The following is a 22,104-nucleotide window of genomic DNA, read 5'->3' as shown; positions in this document are numbered from 1 at the left end:
GTTTCGTGGGTCTGTGTGATCTTACCCGGCTGCGGCTTCGGTGACAGTCTGCGTCAGCAGATGGTCAATCACGGTTGCCAGGCGGTCGACATGGGGCGCGGTCATCATCGTGTCGTGGCGGCCGGGGACGGTTGCGGCGGTAAGGGGGCCGGTGGCGTGGCGGCCCCAGCCGCAGGCCGGGTCGCGGCGGGCCAGGTCTTCCAGGGCCGGGGTCAGGGCCTCGGCCGCGCGCAGCATGGCGAGCGGGCCGCCATAGGCGGGCAGCTGCGCCTCGCGCGCCAGGCGGCCCGAGATCTGCGTCAGGGCCAGCAGGCGGCGCACCGTGCCCTCGGCATCGCGGGCGGGCAGGGCGCCGGCCGCGACCGCGCGGTCCGCCACCAGGCGGATCCGCGCCGTTGAGGCAAGCGGCGCCAGCTCGTCTTCTGCGACTTCGATCCCCGCCAGTCCGGCCAGATAGGCCAGATAAGCCTCTTCCCGCCGGTAGCGTTCATCCACCCGCGGCACATGTTCGGGCGGGAAGGTGTCGAGCAGGGCCAGCAGCGCCACCGCTTCGCCCGCCGCCGTCAGCATGGCCGCCATCTGATAGGCGACATGCCCGCCAAAGGACCAGCCGATCAGGTGATACGGTCCTTCTGGTTGTATGCGGCGGATCGCGGTCAGATAGGCGGCCGCCATCTCCTCCAGGCTTTCATGCGGGTCCTCGTCCGGCTCGACGCCTGCGGCCTGCAGGCCCCAGACCGGGCGGCCGGGGGCCAGCCGGTCGACCAGCGGGCCATAGCAGAACACCGTGCCGCCACCCGGCGGCAGGCAGAACAGCGGTGCGCCGCTGCCGGCGCGGCGCAGCGGTATCAGGCGGCCGCCATCTGCCGCTGCATCTCCAGCCCCGGCAGCTGTCGCACGCAGATGGTCGGCCATGGCCCGCACGCTGCCCGCGCGCATCAGCAGGTCCAGCGGCACCGTGCCGCCCAGCCGTGCCTTCACCTCGGCCACCAGCCGCACCCCCAGAAGGGAATGGCCGCCCAGGGCGAAGAAATCATCCGTCACCCCGATCGGCGCGGTGCCCAGCAGCTCTTCCCACAGCGCCACCAGCGCCGCCTCCAGCCGGTCGGCCGGCAGGGCGCGCGCCGGGTGGCGGGCATGGCCGGTCTCGGGCCGCGGCAGCCGTGCCCGATCGAGCTTGCCCGAGGCGCCGAGCGGCAGCCGGTCCAGCACCATCACCGCCTGCGGCACCATCGCCGCCGGCAGCACCTCGCGCGCCCGGCGGCGCAGCCGGTCGGCGAGGGCGGCCTTGCGCCGGCGCGCCAAGGGGTCGTTCGCCAATCGGGGGTCGTTCGCCAGCCGGGGATCGTTCGCCAACCGGCCCCGCGGCAAGGGCGCGCGCATCCAGCCCCGGGCCAGCGGGTCGTCGGCCAGCCCCGGCGCATCGAACAGCGCGTCCATTGCGCCCGCGATGCCAGAGGCCGCCGGTGCCAGCCGCACCGCCCGGCCCAGGCGCAGGCCCAGCTCGTGCAGGCTGTCGGGATCGGCCGCGTCACCCGCGGCAGTTGTGGAAACCAGCCCCAGCCGCATCGCCCGGACGGTGTCGTCGGCGATGCGGGCATCGGGGATGTCGGTCACCTCGACCGGCCCCGCGACTGTGGCGAGCCACGTCGCCAGGGCCTCCGGCCCCGGCCAGGGCAGCGTCAGCTCGGGGCGGATCGGGGCGGGGGCCGGGCCGAACACCGCCATCACGTCATAGCGATAGCGCACCAACTCATTGTCGCCCCGGCCGCGCTTGATCAGGGTTTCGACATGGGCGAGGCCGGGAATGCGGCCGATCAGGCCGTGGAACCAGGCCGGATCCAGCATCAGCTCTTCATCCGCCGCCACCGCCCGGGCCACGTCGTCGCGCTCGGGCAGGGCGCCGCCGGACTGAAAGGCCAGCACCGAGGCATGGAAGATCTCCGCCAGCCCGTGATCGCGGATATCGCCCAGAAAGGCGGCACCGCCCCCCGCCAGCGCCGCGCCGATCCGCAGCAGCACCTTCTCTACATGGGCGGGGGCGGGGAAATACTGCGCCACCGAATTCATCACCACCAGATCGACCGGGTGGTCGAGCGGCAGCGGGTCGGCGGCTTCCTGCCGTTCCAGCCGGATATGCGGCCAGCCGCGTCCGGCCAGCCGTGCCTCCAGCCCCGCCAGGGTCGCCGCCGAGAAATCGGTGCCGAGGATCGAGGCGGCCGCGGGCGCCAGCGGTTCCAGCAACAGCCCGGCGCCGCAGCCGATTTCGGCGATATGCGGCAGGCGTCCCGCGGGGATGGCGCGGCGGATCGCCGCCACCGTCCGGTCGCGCCAGTCGCGCATCTCGTGAACCGGGATCGGCCGGCCGGTATAGCTGCTGTTCCAGCCGGCGAAGAGGGCGTCGTCCGGGTGGGCGTCCGCCCGGAGATCTGCCGGCGTCTCTGCCGCCGCCGGCCCGGCGGTCTCGTAGAGCGCCCGCCATTCCTCCACGCGGTCGCGGGCCAGCGCCGCATCGCCTTCGGGGTCGGCCCCGCCGCGCGGCGTGACCCAGGCGACCAGCCGGCGGCCGGTGTCGGGAGACAGCAGGGAGGTGGGCAGGGGGGCGGCGGGAGCGGGCGCCGTTTCCGGGAAGATCCGGCGATAGAAGGGCGAGGCGCGGAAGCCGGCCCCGGCGCCGTGATTGGGCGAGAACCAGTCGAAGGGCTCGCCCGTGCCGTCGGGCATCTCGATCATGCCGGTCAGCCGGAAATCCGGGTTGATGCCGTTTTCGTGCAGCGTGCGGGTGATGGTCATGGCGATGCGGCTGCCCGCGGGCACGGGCCGGCCCTCGCCGAAGACCGGCAGGAAAACCGGCAGCCAGCAGCAGATCTCGCCCAGCGTGTCCATCACCCGGCCGCGCGCGGCTTCCAGCTTCAGCCAGACGGTCAGCCCCGACAGATGGCCGGCGCGGCGGGTGGTCAGCACCACCTGATGCCGGCTTTCGGTCGCGACCGGCCCGGCATGGTCCAGATCCTCGAACACCGCGGCATCGGTCAGCAGATCGTCGGGGCCGATGCCCTTCAGGCAGAGCCTGAGGTCGAAGGGCCCGCCGCGATCCTCGAAAATCCGCCGGACATAGCCGGCGGTCAGGCCGGAAAAGCCCGGCGCCTCGCGGAAGCCGGCCGGCAGCTCCAGCCCCGCCACCATCGACACCGTGCGCGCCGGAATCATCTCCGCCCCGGGCTTCAGCAGCCGCCAGACATCGTTCAGGATGACGGCAGAGCCTTCGCAGCCGCCGATCGGGCCGATGATTTCCGACACGCAGATGTCTGCGGGTTCGGGCAGGGTCACCCGCCGGGCATCGCCCTGGACGACGATGATCCGGTCGTCGAGCCCCAGCCGCCGCACGGTCGCGCGCGCGGCGTCGGCCGAGGCTTTCAGCAGCTCCACCGCATAGACCTTCGCGGCCCCCGCCTCGACGCAGAGCCGGGCCAGAATGGCATCGGCGCCGGTGCCGATATCCACCACCACCTTGCCCGGCACGGCGGCGCGGATCGCCGCCCGGTAATGGGCGTTGCGGGCCTCGTCATGGGTCATGGCGTGGTAGAGCGTCTCGTCATAGACGAAATGCTCGGCGATCGACGGCCAGAGTTCCAGCCGCCGGCCATCGGCCAGCGCATCGGCGGGGCGGAGCGCGATCGCCGGCCCGTCGCTCTGGTCGGCGGCCGGGGCCGCGGGGGTGACTGCGGCGGGGGAGCCGGGCATCTCGACGACATCCACCACCGCATCGGCCACGGCCGGGTCGGCGCGCAGCACCGCCTCGATCTCGCCCGGTTCGATCCGGTTGCCGCCCAGTTTCAGCTGGGTGTCGATCCGGCCCAGATAGTCCAGCGCGCCGTCCGGACGGCGGCGGACCAGGTCGCCGCTGCGATAGAGCCGGGCACCCGGCCGGTCCGCCGCCGGGTGGGGCACGAAGCGTTCGGCGGTGAGGTCCGCCCGCCCGGCATAGCCGCGGCCGACGCCCGGCCCGCCGATGCAGAGTTCTCCTGCAACGCCATCCGGCACCAGCCGGCCGTTCCGGTCCAGGATCAGGCAGTCCGCGCCGTCGATGGCGGTGCCGATCGGCGGCGGCCCCGCCTCTGCCACCAGCCCCACGGCCATGGTCGCGCAGACCGCGCATTCGGTGGGGCCATAGGCGTTCACCAGCTGCCGGCCAGGGGCGAAGCGGTGCACCAGTTCGGGCGGGCAGGCCTCGCCCGCAACCAGCAGCACCGCCAGATCGGGCAGATCCTGGCCGATCGCCGCCAGCATGCTGGGGGTCAGCGTCGCCACCGTCACCCGTTCGGCCGCCAGGAAATCGCCCAGCGCCAGCGGGTCGCGCGCCACCGCCGCCGGCACCGGCATCAGTTCGGCCCCGGCGATCAGCGCCATCAGCAGTTCCGAGAGGGCGGCATCGAAGCCGGGGGAGGCGAGTTGCGCCACCCGGTCGGCCGTTCCCAGCCCCAGCATCCGCGCCTGGGCGAAGCCGGTGTTGAGCGCGCCGCCATGGGTTACCAGCGTCGCCTTGGGTGTGCCGGTGGATCCCGAGGTGAAGATCATCCAGGCGAGCTGGTCGCCATGCACCGCCTTCAATGGCCGCGGCTCGGCATCGAGGTCGGCGGTGCGGCAGCGCGGCAGGTCGGGGGCAAGGGCGGCAAGCCGCGCCAGCCCCCCGGCATCGCTGATCGCAAGCCCCGGGGCGCCGCCGGTGATCATCGCCGCCAGCCGCGCATCCGGCTGGGCCGGATCGACCGGCATCTGGCAGAGCCCGGCTCGCCAGATCGCGAGCGTGGCGGTGATCTGGTCGATACCACGATCCATCAGCAGCAGCACCGGCGTTTCGGGCGCAAGCCCGCGCGCCGCCAGCGCCGCCGCCATCCGCTCCATCCGTGTCAGCAGCTGGCGGCCGGTCAGCCGCGGGCCATCCGCCTCTGCCAGCACCACCCGGTCGGTCGCGAGCCGCCCGGCCAGCACCCGGCCCAGATCGGGGGCGGGGATGGCCTCGGGGGCCTGCCCGCGGCCCGCGGTCATCACCGCCGCTTCCATGGCCGCCGTCATCACCGGCAGGGCGGAAAGCCGCGTCTCCGGGCGGTCGAGCCCTGCCTCCAGCAGCACCGTGAAGCCGTCGATCAGCCGGTCGACGGTCGCCCGGTCGAACAATGCGGTCGCATGGGCGACGACCAGATCCAGCCCCGCCGCGGCGCCGGTCTGGTCGCGGCGTTCGAAGACATGCCACTCCATTTCCATCCGGGTGCGGGTGATTTCGGCCGTGAAGGGGCGCAGCTCCAGCCCGGCGAGGGTGATGCCGCCCTGGGGCGCGTTCTGCACCGCAAAGGCGATCCGGAACAGCGGCGGCCGCGACGGGTCGCGCTCGGGCGCCAGCTCCGCCACCAGCCGTTCGAAGGGCAGGTCCTGATGGTCATAGGCGGTGGTGGCCGCCGCCCGGCTGCGGGTGATGATCTCGTCCATCGCGGGGTCGCCGCCCAGCGGCACCCGCACCACCAGCGCATTCACGAAGAAGCCGATCAGCGCTTCCAGATCGGGATGGGTACGGTTGGCGACCGGGATGCCGACCGACACATCCATCTCCCCCGACCAGCGGGCGAGCAGGGCGTTGAAGGCGGCGAGCAGAATGATGAAGGGCGTCGCCTTGTGCCGCCGCGCTGCGGCATCGACCTTCGCCGCCAGCGCCGCCGGCAGCCGGCGGCTGACCACCGCGCCCTCGAAGCACTGCTCGGCCGGCCGCGGCCGGTCGGTCGGGAACTCGCCCGGCACGAAACCGTCGAGCGTGCGGCGCCAGTGGTCGATCTCGCGCGTCAGCGCCGCCCCGCTCAGCCGGCCGCGCTGCCAGGCGGCGAAATCGGCATACTGGCAGGCAAGCGGCGGCAGATCCGTGTCGCGGCCGTCGCGCGCGGCGGCGTAATGCGCGCCGATCTCGGCGGTCAGCACCCCCAGCGACCAGCCGTCCGAGGCCACATGATGCAGGGTGATCAGCAGCAGATGGTCGTCGGCGCCCAGCCGCAGCAGCCGGCTGCGCAGCTTGAACGGCCGGGCCAGATCGAAGGGTGTCTCGGCCTCGGCGGCAACCCGTGCGGTGACCGTCTCGGCCGGGCAGCCGCTCAGATCCTCGACCGCGATCGGCCAGGCGGCCGGCGCCGGGGCGATCATCTGCACCGGCCGGCCATCCCGTTCGACCAGGGCGGTGCGCAGCGCCTCGTGCCGGGCCACGATCCGCCCGATGGCGGTTTCCAGGGCCTGATGGTCCAGCGCCCCGGCCAGCCGCAGCACGGCCGGCATGTTATAGGCCGCCGTGCCCGGCGCCAGCCGGTCGATGAACCACAGCCTCTCCTGCGCGAAGGATGCCGCGGGCGGCGGGTCGCGCGGGATGCGCGGGATCGCTGTGCCCGCAGTGGCCATGCCGGTGGGAGCAGCCCCCGTCCTGGCCGCTGCCAGCTTGCGTTCCAGCGCTGCGCGCTGTTCGGGCGAGAGCGTCTTCAGTTTCGCGCGCAGCGCCTCGGCCGAGGGGCGGGGGGCGTCGGTCATGCGGCGGTCTCCGGATCGTCGTCGCCCGCAAGGGCGTCCAGGTCGTTACCGCCCAGAAGGGCGGCAAGCTCGTCTTCGTCCAGAAGGGACAGGTCATCGGCAAGCGCGTCGGTCCGCGCCTCGTCCACCGCTGCGGCCAGGCCCTGGAGCGTGGGGTGTTCGAACACCGTCGCCAGACGGATCGCCAGGCCCAGATCCCGCTCGATGCGGGCGACCAGCTGGGTCGCGCGCAGCGAATGGCCGCCCAGGGCGAAGAAGTCGTCGCCGCGCGCCACCGTCTCCACCCCCAGGATCGCGGTCCAGATCCCGGCCAGCGCCGTCTCGGTTTCCGTCGCCGGTGCCGCACCCACGGTCTGGCCCGGGGTGATCCCGTCCACCGGCGGCAGGGCCTTGCGATCCAGCTTGCCATTGGCCGATCGGGGCAGGGCCGGGGTGATCACCCAGCGCGCCGGCACCATCGGCGCCGGCAGCCGGCCCCGCAGCCAGGCCGCCAGCCGGCCCGCGAAACCGGCCTCGTCGGCCGGCATCACCCTTGGCTCGACATGGGCGACCAGCGTCGCGGCGCCGGCAATCCCGCGCACCGCCACCAGCACCTGGGCGACCTCGTCATGGGCCCCCAGCGCCGCCTCGATCTCGCCGGGCTCCACCCGGAAGCCGCGGATCTTCACCTGGTCGTCGGCCCGGCCCAGATAGGTCAACCGTCCGTCGCGGCCGCGAATCACCCGGTCGCCGGTGCGATAGACCAGGCTGCCGTCGGGGCCGGTCACGAAGCGCTCGGCGGTGCGCACCGGGTCGCCGGCATAGCCGATCGCCGGCGCCATGCCGCCGATCAGCAGTTCTCCCGCCACCTCGTCGGGCAGAACCCGGCCTTCCGGGTCGGTCACGAACAGCACCGCGCCATCCACCGGCCGCCCGATCGCCGGCCGGTCGGGCCAGTCGTCGACGGCGTCGGCCGGCAGCAGCTCTGCCGCCACGACATGGGTTTCGGTCGGCCCGTACTGGTTGTCGATGGCGAACCGGCTCTGCCGGCACCAGTCGCGCACCGGGCCGGTGATGCGCAGCTGTTCCCCCGCCGTCACGATCAGCGCAACCGAGGTCGGGATCCGGTCGGGATGGGCCGCCAGATGATCGGCCAGCGCATGCAGCATCACCACCGGCAGGAACAGCCGGGCGACCTGATGCGCGCGGATGAAGGCGGTCAGCGCCGCCGGGTCGCGCCGGACCGTTTCGTCGGCGACGACCAGCGGGCTGCCTTCGGCCCAGGCCAGAGCCGCCTCCTGCATCGAGACATCGAAGCCCAGAGGCGCGAAACCCAGCGTCGGCGCCGGCACGGGATGCCGCGCCCGATGCCAGCCGGTCAGCTGGTCCAGCGTCCGCCAGGCCACCATCACCCCTTTGGGCGTGCCGGTGGAGCCCGAGGTGAACAGCAGATAGGCGGGATCGTCGGGCATGGCCGTCACCGGCGCAGGCTTTGCCTCGCCCTCGGGCAGCGCCATCACCGGCAGATCGGTCAGCGCCCGAAGCCGCGCCAGCTGCGCCGGATCGGCGATGATCGCCGCCGGCCGGCCGATATCGATCATCGTCTTCAGCCGCGCATCCGGCAGGTCGGGATCCAGCGGCATCGCCGCCGCCCCGGCCAGCCACACCCCCAGCAACCCCACCCCATGCGCCTGACCGCGCCCGAGCATCAACCCGACGGACTGGCCCCGCATCTGGCAAAGCAGTTGCGCCAGCGCCGCCGCCCGCCCGATCAGGCCGCGGCGGTCGATGCTGCCCCGGCCGTCGATCAGCGCCGCTGCGGCGGGGTCTTCCGCCGCCCGGGCCAGGATCTCGTCCAGCACCCGCGGATGGGCGATCGCGCGCCCGCGTGCCGCCGCATCGATCCTGGCCGTCTCGTCGGCGCCCAGAACCGGCAGCGCGGTCCAGCGTTGCTCCGGCTCTGCCGCCATCGCCGTCAGCACCCGCACCAGCCGCGCGCCGATGGCGGTTGCATCCGCCCGCGACAGCCGCGGGGGCGCATAGGTCAGCGCCAGATGCCAGCCGCCCGGCCCGGCCTGGCCGTGGATTTCCAGATCCAGCCGCGTGCCGATCAAAGGGGAGGGCCGCGGCGTCACCGTCAGCCCCGCCAGATCGGGTACTGCCAGATCCCCCGGCTGCCAGGCGACCAGCACCCGGAACAGCGGGTTGTCGGTGCCGCTGCGCGCGATATCCAGCGCCTCGACCAGCCGGTCGAAGGGCAGGGCCTGATGGGCCAGCGCCGCCACCGTATCGGCCTTCACCTGCGCCAGCAGCCGGTCCAGGCGGTCGTCTGCCTGCGTCAGCGAACTGCGCAGCACCACGGTGTTGACCAGAAACCCGATCAGCGCTTCCGAGGCCGGATCCGGCCGGTTGGCGACCGGCGTGCCCAGCGCGAAATCCCGCGTGCCCCACAGCCGCGCGAACAGGATCTGGGCGGCCGTCAGCAGCAGCATGAACGGCGTCACCCCGGCCCGGCGCGCCAGCGCTTCCAGCCCGCGGGTCGCGGCCTCGGGCAGGGCCGCCACCACCACCGGATCGGCGGTGTCGGGCCCGGCCGCGGCCTCCGTCTCCGGCCGCCCGGGCACCGCCTGCGGCGGCGGCAGCTCCGCCAGCCGGTCGCGCCAGAAGGCGAGATCCCGCCCGGTCAGCGCCGCGCCGCGCCGTGCGGTTTCGGGATAGGCCACCACCAGCGGCGCCGGCACCCGCCCGGCATAGAGATCCTCCAGCTCGCGGATCAGCACCCCCATCGACCAGCCATCGGCGGCGACATGGTGCAGAACCACAATCAAAAGATGTCTCTCAGGGCCAAATTGCAACAAATGCGTGCGCAGAAACGGCCCCGACGCCAGATCGAAGGGCCGGGCCGCCAGCTCCCGCGCCAGCCGGTCCGCCCCAGCCTCGTCCGCCACCGGCAGCACCGGCAGCGGCCAGGGCATGGGCACCGGCTGCGGCACGGCCCGCGGCTGCTCGTCCACCGCGATGATTGCGGTCCTGAGCGGCAGATGCCGGGCGACGATCTGCCCGAAGGCCGACGCCAGCCGGCCGGCATCCAGCGGCCCCGCCAGATCCAGCGTGGCCGAGATCACCGCAGCTGCCGGGTCGGCGCCCAGCCGGTCCAGGAACCACCAGCGCGCCTGGCCGGGGCTGAGCGGCACCTCGCCGTCGAGCACCGGTTCGAATGCCGGCAGATCGATGCCGTCCGCATCGCCCGCTGCGGGCTCGGCCTCCAGCTCCGCCGCCAGCGCCGCCAGTGTGGTGGCGCGGAACAGCGTCGCCAGCGGCAGCGGCCGCCCGGCCGCCTGCAACCGCGCCGCCACCCGGGCCGCCGCCAGGGAATGGCCGCCCAGGGCGAAAAAATCGTCGTCGCGGCCGGGCGGCAGCTTCCGGCCCAGAACCTCGGCCCAGATGCCGGCGATCAGCCGCTCGGCCGCGGTTTCCGCCGCGGCCCCGGTCGCCGCCGTCACCTCCGGTGCCGGCAGCGCCCGCCGGTCCAGCTTGCCCGAGGTGGTCAGCGGCAGCCGGTCCAGCTGCACCCAATCCGCCGGCACCATATAGCCGGGCAGCCGCTCGCGCAGCCGGCGGGCCAGCCGTGCCGGCGCGGCCGATCCCACGACATAGGCGCAGAGCCGGGGCTCCGCGCCGTCCTCGCGCAGCACCACCGCCGCCTCGCGCACCCCGTCCAGGGCCCGGATCGCGGCCGCAATCTCTCCCGGCTCGATCCGGTGGCCGCGCAGTTTCACCTGGTCGTCGGCCCGGCCCAGGAAGTCCAGCCGGCCATCGGCCCGCAGCGCCACCAGATCGCCGGTCGCATAAAGCCGCGCGCCATCGCCCGTGGCGTCGGGCCGGAAGGCCAGCGCCGTGCGCACCGGATCGCCGGCATAGCCCTGGGCCAGCCCGCGCCCGCCGACATGCAGTTCGCCCGGCATGCCGATGCCCACCGGCCGGCCGGCCGCATTCAGCACATGCAGCTGCGCGCCGGTGATCGCCCCGCCGATATCGGGCAGCCCCATACCCGCCGCGCCCGGAGATACGGTGCCCGATGTCGCAACCACCGCCGCCTCGGTCGGCCCGTAATTGTTGACCAGCCGGAAGGGCAGGCCCTGGGGCGGCCGCAGGCTCAGCCGCTCACCCCCCGCCAGCACCAGCCGCAGCGCGGTCTCTGCCGGCCAGACCCGGCCCAGCAGCCCACCGACCAGCGGGGTCGGCATGAAGGCCTGGCTGATCCGCCGGTCGACCAGCCACCCGGCCAGCGCCGCCGGATCGGCCAAAATGGCGGGGTCGGCCGCAACCGCGGTGCCGCCCGCGGCCAGCACGGGCCAGATCTCCCAGACCGCGGCATCGAAACCGGGGCCGGCCACCAGGCTCGCCCGGGTGGCCGGCCCCGTGCCGAAGGCATCCAGATGCCAGTCGACCAGCCCGGCCAGCGCGCCATGCGGCACCACAACCCCCTTGGGCTCGCCGGTCGAGCCGGAAGTGAAGATCAGATAGGCGGCATCCTCCGCCGTATTGATCCGGGCCGCCCGCGCCGCCGCCCCGCCATCGCCGAAATGACCGCCGCCGAAACCGCCATGATCCGGGCCGAAACCAACCTCCAGCCGCGGCAGTTCCACCCCCTCGGGCAGGGCCGGCGCCACCACCGCCCGCACGCCGGCGCGGCGGATCAGTGTCGCCAGCCGGGCCGGCGGGTGGCGCGGGTCCAGCGGCAGATAGGCGGCCCCCATGGCCCAGATGCCCGTCGCGGCCGCGGCGGCCTCCCGCCCCGGGGCCAGGATCACCGCCACCACATCGCCCCGGCCGATGCCCAGATCCGCCAGCGCCCGCATCAGCCGGGCCGCGGCCGCATCCAGCCCGGCATAGTCGATCATGCCGCCCGCATCCTCGACCGCCGGCGCCGCCGCCCGCTCCACCACCATGCGCGCCAGCCGTGCCGGTACCAGCTCCGCCGGCCGCGGCACCGTGGGGGCGGCCGCTGCGATCGCCGCCAGGTCTTCGTCCAGCAGCGGCACAAGATCGCCGATGCGCCGCCCGGGATCTGCCGTCACCATCTCCAGCAGCCGCACGAAACGCCGCGCCACCCGGTCGACCCGCGCCGCATCGAACAGCGCGGTGTCGTACAGGATCATGCCGGCCAGCCCGCTGCCCGCCGTCGGGGTCAGGTGGATTTCAAGATCGAAGCGGGCGATGCCCTGATCGGTTTCCAGCCCGCGCAGACCCAGCCCGCCGGGGGCCGCCCCGCTGCCGACCGGCGCGTTCTGGAAGGCCAGCACCACCTGCACCAGCGGGTTGCGGCTGGGGTCGCGGGTCTCTTCCAGCGCCTCGACCAGCTTTTCGAAGGGCAGATCCTGATGCGCCAGCACCGCGTGCGCATCGTCGCGCAGCCGTTCCAGCCAGGTGGTGAAGGCCGGGTCGTCGTCGAACCTGGCCCGGAAGGGCAGGGTGTTGACGAAAAAGCCGATCAGCGCCTCGTGCTCGCGGCGCCGGCGGTTGGCGACCGGCGCGCCCAGGGCGAAATCGCGCTGGCCGGTCTCGTGATGAACCAGAACCTGCGCCGCCGCCATCAGGGTCTGAAAGGTAGAGGCGCCGTGACGCCGGCCCAGCGCCTCGATCGCCCGGGTCAGCGCCGCCGGCACGTCGAAACGCCGGGCCGCCCCCTCGAAGCGCTGCACCGGCGGCCGTGGCGGTCCCGCCGGCCAGTCCAGCACCGGCAGCCCGTCCAGCCGATGGCGCCACCAGTCCAGCAGCCGGGCCTCGGTCGCGGCATCCAGCGCCGCGCGCTGTTCCGCGGCATAGGCGGCATAGCTGGTGGTCAGCGCCGGCAGGGCGGCCGGCACGCCGTCCAGCCGCGCCTGATAAAGCGTCATCAGCTCGTCGAACAGAATGCCCAGCGACCAGGCATCGGCGGCGATATGGTGTACGGTGACCGCCAGAACCTGATGCGCCGGGGCGATCCGGATCAGCAGCAGCCGGAAGACCGGCCCCGTGGCCAGATCGAAGGGCCGCCGCGCTTCGGCTGCCGCCAGGGCCTCTGCCGCCGCCAGATCCGGGGCATCGGCCAGCCCCAGCACCGGGCCGGCCGGCACCGGATCCAGGATCTGCCGTGGCCCCTCCGCCCCCTCCTCATACCGCGTCCGCAGCACGCCATGGCGGGCGATCACCTGCTGAAGCGCCGCATCCAGCGCCGCCAGGTCGATCTCTCCGCGGATCTCCACCGCAGAGGCGATGTTATAGGCCGGGCTCTCCGGTTGCAGCCGGTCCAGGAACCACAGCCGTGCCTGCGCGAAAGACAGCGGCGCCGCTTCGGGCGCCGTTTCAGGCGCAGCGGCAGGTTCCGGACGCATGCTGCGCATACGTTCGAACAGCGCACGTTGCGCCGGGCTCAGCCGGTCCAGCCGGGCCGACAGATCCCCGGTCATTCCGCCACCTCCCGCCCGTCCTGTTCCTGTCCCTCCAGCCGTGCCATGGCGGCGGCGATCTCTTCATCCGACATGTTCTCGATATCGGCCAGCAGGTCCAGCAGGTCGGCGTCGGCGCCGGCATCGATCGCGGCCGCGTCTGCCGCCGGTGCCGCGGCGCGGATCAGCCCGGCCATCTCGCCTGCCGTGGTCGCCGCGAACAGGGCCGTGGCCGGCAGGTCCAGCCCGTGGCGTTCGGCCAGCAGCGCCAGCATGCGGGTGGCGATCAGGCTGTCGCCGCCGGCGGCGTAGAAATCGGCGGCCGCATCCTCGGGCGTCACCCCCAGCAGGTCGTGCCACAGCCCCGCGACCAGGGCGAAGGCGGCATCGCCGTCGACCGGTGCGGCGGCAGGGGCGGCGGCGTCACCGGCCGGCATCAGCACCGCGGCCCCTGTCCGCTGCAACAGGTGGCGCTGCCGGGCATCCGGCCGGCCCTCGCCGGTCCAGGCCACCGCTTCCGCGCCGGTCGCCCATTCCAGCGCCCGCGCCTCGGCCCCGGCCAGGGCGGCGGCGACCAGGTCACCCGCCGCTGCGGGCCGGATCAGCACATGCCGCCTGGCCTGCGGCAGCGCGGCGGGCAGCGCTCCCTCGTGCAGGGCCAGCGCGGCCGGGCCGGTGCGGGTGTTGCGGGCGATGAACAGGCGGGTATCGGCGCCGTCGGTATCGGGCAGCACCGCCTCGGTCGCGAAACCCGCGCCTTCCAGCACCCGCCGCCAGGCGGCAGGGTCGATCAGCGGAGAGGTGGTGCGGTCATCCGTCATCACCCACCAGCCGGTGGCGAGGCCCCAGATCGCGTTCACCCAGCGCCGGGCGACGACCAGTTCGGCCAGCAGCAGCAGCCCGCCCGGCCGCAGCAGCCGCGCGACATTGTCGAGAGAGACACGAAGATCGGCGGTGGCGTGGATCACGTCCAGCGCCAGCACCAGATCGGCGCCGCCCACCTCCAGCCCCTGATCCGCGGGGTCGCGTGACACATCGAAGCGTGCCACCCGCACCCCGGTCAGCCCGCGTGCGGCCAGCGTCGCCCGCGCCCGCGCCACGAACTCGCCCGACACATCGGTGAACAGATAGTCGACCGTCCGGCCGGCCAGCCGGTCCAGCACCGGGCCGGTGAAGGCCCCCGTGCCGCCGCCCACCTCCACGATCCGGGCCGTCCGCCCGGCGGCGGCTGCGGCATCCACCGCCGCCACCACCGCATCGGCTGCGGCATCCAGCACCCGCGCGCGGCTGGAATGGCGCTCGATCGCCGGGCCGGCGCCGGTAAACAGCCGCCCGGCCTCGCGCCCCGCGATCACCGTGGTGGCCGGGCGCCGGCCGGCGAAGACCTCGCCATGGGCCGCCATGCAATGATCGATCAGCGCCACCAGCCCGGCATGATCGGGGTCGATCGCCCGCACCCGGTCCGCCGCCGCATCCGGCGCCGGCAGATCGGCCACCGCCGGCCCCCAGATCAGCCGGTCGCCGGCGATGGTCAGCAGCCCGTCGGCCGCCAGATCGGCCAGGGCGGCATCCAGCATCCGGCCCCATCCCTGGCCCTGGCTCCATCCCTGGCCCTGTCCCTGGCCCTGGCCCCGCACCAGCCCGATCCGCCGGTCCAGTTCGGCACGGGTGATCCCGGCGCCGGGTGCCATGTCGACCCCGCTTCTGCGCATCATGGCAACACTGTGCGCGGCGCACAGCCGGTCCAGGGCCGCATCCAGCGCCGGGCCGCGCGCCGGTTCCACCGGCAGGGCGGCAAGCCGGGCCGCTGCGGCCGAAGCTGCGGGGTGGGCCAGATCCGGACCCGCGGTCTCCGGCGCCGGCCGGCCGTCATCCGGCAGCGGCGCCGCATCCTCGGCGGCCACCGCTTCGGCCACCAGCACCAGCCGGCGGGCGCCGTCGAAGGCCACCGCCGGGGCGTCGCCCGCCGCCTCGGCGCGGATGCGCGCCGCCAGGGCGGATGCGGTGGCGGGCGGCAGATCCACGGCCGGGGCCGTGTCGATGATGGTCAGATCCACGCCGGGCCGGGCGCGCAAGGCGCTGGCCTGGCGCAGCTCTTCAGGGTCCGCCGGCCGGCGTCCGGCCAGGCCCAGCGCCCCGGGCAGCACCAGCAGCACCCGCCCGGTCACCGCATCGGCTTCGGCCAGGGGCAGGGTGGTTCCAAGACCGGTCACCGGCGCGGCACATCCGGTGACGATGGTTGCGGGCATCGCTGTCCCGGCGGCAAGCGGGGCCTCGACGAAAGCGGGCATCACGGCGGCCGGCGCCACGGTCGCAGCGGTCACGGGCTCCGCCGGTGCGAGGTCGATCCAGCAGCGGGTCGGGCGATAGGGCATCACCGGCAGCGGCACCCGCCGGGGATGGCTGCCCTGAAACACCGCCGCCCAGTCGATCCTGACCCCCAGGCACCAGAGCCGCGCCAGCGCCTGCAGCCGGTCGCGGCCATCTACCATCAGCGGATCGGCCATCAGCGGATCGGCCATCAGCGGATCGGTACCATCGGCCGGGCCGGATACCAGCCGCGCCGGCGCCACCCCGTCGACCAGCCCGCGGGCATCGGGGCTGTCGGTCAGATCGGGCAGCAGCGCCGCCCAGGCGGCATCGGCGCGGTCGATCACAACCGGCCGGTCGCGCAGCACCGGCAGGGCCGGGCCGGGCTGCGTCAGCAGCCGCGCCGCCTGGGCCAGATCCTGCGCCACCACCGCCCGCCGTGCCGCCAGGGCCGGCCGGCCGGTGGCCAGCGAAAAGGCGACATCCACGGCAGCCGGTGCCGCCCCGGCCGTGAAGGCCGCGGCCATGCGGGCGGCCAGTGCCTCCAGCATTTCCTCGTCTGCGGCCGACAGCACGAAGACCAGCGGGCCCGCGGGCTCTGCCGCGCGCGGGCTGCCGGCCGGCGCCTGTTCCAGAATGGCGTGCAGATTGGTGCCGCCCATGCCATAGCAGTTCACCGCCATCCGCCGCGGATGGCAGGCGGCGGGCCAGGCTTCAGGGGCGGTCGGCAGGCGGAAGGGGGTTTCGGCCAGCCGCAGTTCCGGATTGGGGGTGGTGGTGTTGGCGGTGGGGTAGATCTCGCCATGGGCCACCGACAGCACCGCCTTGGCGATCGACAGCATGCCGGCCGCCGCATCGGCATGGCCAAGATTGCCCTTCACCGATCCCAGCGCCGCATGGGCCAGGCGCGTGCCGCCGGCGGCCCTGAAGCCGCGGGTCAGCGCCGCCAGCTCGATCGGGTCGCCCAGCGCCGTGGCGGTGCCATGGGCTTCCACACAACCAATCGTATCTGGATTAATTCCAGAGACACGAAATGCGCGCGCCACGGCCTCGGCCTGCGCCTCTTCGCCCGGCGCGGTGAAGCCGATCTTGGCACCGCCGTCATTGGTGATCGCCACCGCCCGGATCACGGCATGGATATGGTCGCCGTCGCGTTCGGCATCGGCCAGCCGCTTCAGCAGCACCACCGCGCCGCCGCTGCCGCCGACCGTGCCGTCGGCTGCGGCGTCGAAGGGCCGGCAGCGGCCGGTGGGGCTTTCGATCGCGCCCGGATGGTAAAGATAGCCGGCCGGGTCCAGCCGGGTCAGGCAGGCGGCGCCGGCCAGCGCGGCTTCGCATTCGCCGGCCGCCAGTGCGGCCATGGCGGCCTGCACCACGCTCATGCCCGTCGAACAACCGGTCTGCACGGTCATCGCCGGCCCGCGCAGATCCAGCCGATAGGCGACGCGCAGCGACAGGAAATCCGGCTTGGCGGCGAAGCTCAGCGCCGTCGCGCCCGCCGCCTCCAGCGCCGCACCGGCGCCGGCCAGCCGGGTCATCAGATAGATCGGGCTGCCGCAGCCGCCGAACACCCCCACCCGGCGCCCGGCCGCGGGGGCAAGCCAGGCGGCATCTTCCAGCGCCTCGCGGCAGAGTTCCAGAAACAGCCGGTGTTGCGGGTCCAGCAATTCCGCCTCGCGCAGCGACAGGCCGAACAGCGCGTGATCGAATCTCTCCTGTCCGGGCAGCATTGCCGCGGTGCCGACATAGCGCGGATCCCGTGCCAGGGCGGCGGGCACACCCAGCGCCCCGGCGCCGGCGGCATCATGGCGCGCCAGCACGTCGCGCCCCTCCAGCAGCACCCGGCGCAGGGCTTCCGGGCCATCCACGCCGATCGCGCGGCAGGCAAGGCCCACCACCGCAACCGGAACGCTGTGGACGGGGGACATGGTCCGGGTGGTGCGGCTCTCAGGCCCGGCGGCGGTGTCGACGGTCATTCCCCAGCCTCGATCTCGGCGGTGTCTGCGGCAACCAGGCGGGCCAGGTCGCGGATGGTGGGGTGGCGGAACAGTTCCACGATGCCGATCTCGCGGCCGGCAAGCGGCACCAGCCGGGCGCGCAGCCGGGCCAGCAGCAGCGAATGGCCGCCGATCTCGAAAAAGTTCTCGTGCCGGCCGATCGCCGGCCGTTCCAGCAGGTCGCACCAGAGCGCGGCGATCCGGGTTTCGACCGGGCCGCGCGGCGGATCGGCGACCAGGCCCGGCCCGGATGGGGCCGCCGTTCCCGTACCGATCGTCATCCGGCGGCCGAAACGGTCGGTGGCGCCGGTGATGCTTCCCCGGGTCACCGGCACCAGCAGGGGCCGGGCCGCGGCCGCTCTCGGCCGCCGCATCACCGGATGGCCGGCGGTATCCACCCCCGCCACCACCCGCGGCCGGTCCAGCGCCAGCGCCGCCAGCAGTGCCCGCAGGCCCTGGCTGCGGCCGATGATCCTGTAGCCCAGCGCCCGGGTCCGGGCGCGGGCCGGTTCCGGCGCACCCTGGGCCAGGCCCAGCCCATCCCACATCGACCAGTCGATGGTCGTCACCGTCCCGCTTCCTGCCGTCTCCCCGGCCGTGCCCGCGGCCTGGCGGCGGCTGCGTTCGCCGGCCAGCACCGCCGCCATGGCGGCATTGGCGGCCGCATAGGCCCCCAGCGTCGGGGCGCCGAACAGGGCGTTCACCGTGCCGAAGCCGATCAGCGGCAGGTCGCCATGGGCACGGGCAATGGCGACCAGGTGGCGGGTGCCCTCCAGTTTGGGGCCGATCGTCGCGGCCAGTGCCGCGTCGCTGTCGGCAAGCCCGCCGCGATCGGCCATCTCCGCCCATTGTGCGTCCAGCGCCCCATCGGTCGCCATCTGCACGATTCCGGCCAGGGGTGCGTTCCAATGTTCGCAGGCCGCACGAATGGCGGCCTCCAGCGCCCCGCGGTCGGTGACATCCGCGGCCATGGCCAGATGCTCCACCCCGGCTGCGCTCAGCCGGGCCAGCCGCGCCGCTTTCATCGGGTCTGCCGCGGCCTCGCCGCGCGAAACCAGCAGCAGCCGCGCCCCGAAGCGCCGGCCCAGCAAGTCGGCCAGCTCCACCCCCAGCCCGCCGGTGCCACCGGCCAGCAGCCAGATGCCGCCTGCCGTGATCGGCAGCGTCCGGGGGGCGGGCAGCTCCATCTCCAGCGCTTCCAGCCGGCGGGCCAGCCGGCGGCTGCCGCGCCGGGCCACCACCGGCTCGGGATCGGCATGGCCGGCCTCTTCGGCCAGCACCGCCTCTGCGGCTGCGCCATCGCTGCCCGGGTCCAGATCCACCACCCGCAGCTCCAGCCGGCCGGTCTCCTGCGCCAGGCTTGCCGCCCAGGCGGCAAGTGCCGCCGCTGCCGGATCGGGCACCGGGTCGCCGGGGTCGATCGCCTCCAGCCCGCGTATTCCCAGCACCAGCCGCAGCCTTCCGCCGCCGTCCGCCAGCAGCGGTGCCAGCCGGTCGCGAAGGCCGGCGATCATCGCCACGGCGTCAGTGCCCTCTGCCCGGTGGATCACGGCCGGCGTCGCGGGATCGCGCCGGCGCAGGGCGGCGGGGCGCCAGACCGGCCGCGAGAGCGGCAGGTCCACGGGGCCCTGATCGGGCGCGCTGTCGGCGGGGGCCGCCACCAGCCCGCCGAAGCGGCCGGCCTCGTAATCGGCGCGGATGCGCGCGCGCTGGATCTTGCCGATCGCCGTCTTGGGCACGTCCTCGCGCCGCACCGCCACCACTGCCGCCGGGGTCACCCCCAGGCGGCGGGCGATGCGGGCGCGGATGGTGCCGGCCACGGTCTCGCGATCGGCCCCGTCTTCCGGCACCCAGGTCACCACCAGCCGGTCGGTATCGGCCCCGGCCGGGCGGTTGGCGAAGGCGGTGGTCCACGATACCGCCACGCCCGGCACCTCTTCCGCCACCGCCTCGATCTCGTGGGCGTGCAGGTTGCGGCCGTTCACGATGATCGCGTCCTTGGCCCGGCCGGTGATCTTCAGCCGGCCGTCGGTCATCGTGCCCAGATCGCCGGTGTCGAACCAGCCGTCTGCGGTGAAGGCCTCGGCATTGGCCTCGGGGTTTTCCAGATAGCCCGGGGTCACCGTCGGGCCCTTGATCTGCAGGCGCCCCACCGGCGGTGTGCCGTGGCCCTCGAAAATCCGGAAGGCGGTGCCGGGCACGGGGCCGCCCAGATCGGCGGCCATGTCGTCATCCCCGGTCCCCTCCAGGGTGAAGCCGTCGGAACAGATCACCGCAGAGCAGGTCTCGGACATGCCCCATTCGGGCTTCATCACCGCGGGGCCCAGCCCGTACGGGGCCAGGGCTGCGATGAAGCGCCGGGCGGTGCGCGGCACGATCGCCTCGCCGGCATTGATCAGGATGCGCAGGGCCGACAGGTCGATGCCCTCCAGCGCCCCCGGCCGTGCGGCCTCGGCCACGATCAGGCCGAAGGCGAAATTCGGCGCCCAGCTCACCGTCACCCGGTCGCGGCTCATCCAGCGCAGCCAGTTCAGCGGCTCGGCCAGCACCAGATCGATCGGCGCATGGATCTGCCCCGCCCCGGCCGCCAGATCGCGCAGATGGAACATCACCACCGCGCCCACATGGTCCAGCGGCATCCAGTTGAACGACAGATCTTCGGGGCCATAGCCGCGATGGGCGATGGTCGCCGTGGTTCGGGCGATCAGCGTGCGATGGGTCTGCACCACGGCCTTGGGTGTGCCGGTGGAACCGGATGTCAGCAGCAGGATCGCCGGCGCATCCGGGTCGACCTCCGCCGCCAGCTCGACCGGGGCACCTTCCGCCAGCAGTGCCGGGTCCAGCACCGGCCCTGCCGACATGTCGTTCTCGTGGGCGGCCAGGAAGTCTGCGATCAGGCCGGCGCGGCCGCGATCGGCCAGCACCGGCGGATGGCCCAGCAGCCGGCGGGTCTGCAGCAGCTTGGCGGCATTGCCGTCCTCCGTGGTCCAGCTGCCCGCGACCGATACCGGCACCGGCACGGCTCCCAGCCATTGGGCCGCCCAGAAGCCGGTCAGATAGTCGGCGATATCGGCCACCACCAGCAGCAGCCGGTCGTCCCGGCCGATCCCGGCACGGGCCAGCCCGCCCGCCAGAAGCCGAACCCGGTCGCGGAAGCCGGCGTGGTCGATCTGCTCCACCGTGCCACGGCCGTCGCGGATGATGCCGATCCCGCGTGCGGCCGCGTGGTCTGCCGCATGGTCCAGGATTTCGGGCAGGGTGCGGAAGCGCGGCGCGGGCAGGGGGGTGCCGGTGGCGATCAGGGTCACGGGCGGCCGGGCAGGCCGGTCCGGTACGGGCGGCAGCGCCACCAGCCGCTCCAGCGCCACCGGGGCCGGGTCCTCGATGGCGGGGGCCGGGGCAAGCGCTGCGTCGGTCGCCTCCAGCAGGGCCTCGTCCGGCACCGGCAGTTGGTCCAGCGCCGCCATATCGATCTCGCCCGCGGCCGTCAGCGGCAGGTGGTCCACCAGCTGTATCGCCTCGGGCCGGCACCAGCCGGGCAGAGCTGCGGCGGCGGCGAGCGCCCGATCCGGTGTGCCCGCCGGCACCAGGGCAGCCACCAGAACCGGCCCGGCTTCCGTGCGGCGCAGGCGCAGATGCGCATCCGCCACCCCCGGCAGGCGGGCGATGCGGCCTTCCACCGCGGCCAGATCCAGCAGCCGGCCGTCCCGCCGCAGCCGGCCATCCGGCCGGGCCAGGGTTTCCAGCAGCCCGTCACGTGTGCGCCGCCCGGCATCGCCGGTGGCCAGCCAGTGCCGGCTCTCCTCTGCGGTGGCGTCCTCTGCGGTGGCCCGGGTCTCGATCCGTCCCACCATGCCGGCCGGCGCCACGGCACCGCTGCCGTCCACGATCCGGATCCGCCCCTTGGCCAGCGGCCGCCCCGCCGGTGCGGTCTCTCCCGTCACCAGTGCCGGATCGATCATCCAGCCGGCCAGCGGTGCGCCGCTGCCGTCGGCATAGTGGCAGAACAGCCGCCGGCCCGGCAGCTTCGCCACCAGCGCCGCCGGCACGGCCGCCCCGCCGAAATCGATTGCTGCGATATCGGCCAGGCCCGGATGGTCCACCCCGCCCGCCGCCGCCTCGATCATCCGGCCCAGCGATCCGGGCCGGATGGCCATCGCCTGCGGCCGGGTTGCGGCCAGCTTCGCCAGCATGGCGCGCGGCCGGCGCGTGGCCGCATCGATCCCGGTCATGCCCAGCCCGCTTGCGGCCGCAAACATCAGCGCCGCAAGCGCATCCGGGTCGTCGGTCCCGGTCTCGACCGCCACCCGCCGCGCCCCGGCGAAGACCTCCGCCAGACGGGCGAAACGTCCGGCCAGATCGACCGGCTGGTATCCCTGCGGCCCATCGATCAGCACCCGACCAATGGGTTCAAGGGTGACCGCCGGGGTGGTGGCCGGCACCTCGGGCCAGGGCAGCTCCGCCGAGGGCAGGACGATCATATCCGCCGGTCGCCGATCGCCATCGCCCGCCACCAGCACATCGGCCCCGGCCGCCAGCCCGGCAGAAATAGCCATTCCGGCTATTTCCGGACCGTGCGTAGCCGTTTCGACCAGATTCACCCCGACGACCGTGCCGTTTCCGACCCCCAGTTCACGCAGGGTGAAGACCATCGCCCGGGCGGCCGGGCTGCCTGCCAGGATGCGTGCCACGGCCCCCGTCAGGTCTTCGGGCGGCATCGCCCGGCGTGCAGCAAGGCTCCGTTCCAGCAGCGCCCGGCGGGCGGGGTCGAGCGCTGCGAGCCGGGTAGCCAGGGCGGCGTCGGTGGTATCGCGGGTCATCTCGTC

Annotated in this window: 4 protein-coding genes; all 4 read right to left on the bottom strand. The window is 74.0% G+C overall.

Going from position 1 to position 22,104, the window contains the following annotated elements:
- Positions 1-21: 21 nt before the first annotated feature.
- From P7L68_RS19985 to P7L68_RS19970, 4 genes are read right to left on the bottom strand one after another with little or no spacing between them, the layout of a single operon-like run.
- The gene (locus P7L68_RS19985; protein ID WP_372001031.1) at positions 22-6,561 is read right to left on the bottom strand and encodes an amino acid adenylation domain-containing protein; all 6,540 of its coding nucleotides are present in this window, start codon (positions 6,559-6,561) and stop codon (positions 22-24) included.
- Entirely contained in the window at positions 6,558-12,992 is a 6,435-nt protein-coding gene (locus P7L68_RS19980; protein ID WP_372001029.1) for an amino acid adenylation domain-containing protein, read from the bottom strand. The genes P7L68_RS19985 and P7L68_RS19980 overlap by 4 nt, the downstream gene beginning before the upstream one ends.
- Positions 12,989-17,257 carry a beta-ketoacyl synthase N-terminal-like domain-containing protein gene (locus P7L68_RS19975; RefSeq protein WP_372001027.1) on the bottom strand — a complete coding sequence of 1,423 codons (4,269 nt, stop codon included), beginning with the start codon at positions 17,255-17,257 and terminating at the stop codon, positions 12,989-12,991. Before P7L68_RS19975 ends, P7L68_RS19980 begins: the two co-directional genes overlap by 4 nt.
- Complete coding sequence (locus tag P7L68_RS19970; protein WP_372001025.1) at positions 17,254-22,098, bottom strand: AMP-binding protein; 4,845 nt, start codon at positions 22,096-22,098, stop codon at positions 17,254-17,256. Before P7L68_RS19970 ends, P7L68_RS19975 begins: the two co-directional genes overlap by 4 nt.
- Between the last annotated feature and the right edge of the window lie 6 nt (positions 22,099-22,104).

The sequence above is a fragment of the Tistrella mobilis genome (assembly GCF_041468085.1).
GTDB lineage: Bacteria > Pseudomonadota > Alphaproteobacteria > Tistrellales > Tistrellaceae > Tistrella > Tistrella mobilis_A.
This window is presented reverse-complemented; position numbering and strand designations above follow the sequence as displayed.

What these genes read in the sequence shown, in the direction of transcription:
- P7L68_RS19985 (WP_372001031.1), bottom strand. Translation starts at nt 6,561, where the DNA reads ATGACCGACGCCCCCCGCCCCTCGGCCGAGGCGCTGCGCGCGAAACTG.
- P7L68_RS19980 (WP_372001029.1), bottom strand. Translation starts at nt 12,992, where the DNA reads ATGACCGGGGATCTGTCGGCCCGGCTGGACCGGCTGAGCCCGGCGCAA.
- P7L68_RS19975 (WP_372001027.1), bottom strand. Translation starts at nt 17,257, where the DNA reads ATGACCGTCGACACCGCCGCCGGGCCTGAGAGCCGCACCACCCGGACC.
- P7L68_RS19970 (WP_372001025.1), bottom strand. Translation starts at nt 22,098, where the DNA reads ATGACCCGCGATACCACCGACGCCGCCCTGGCTACCCGGCTCGCAGCG.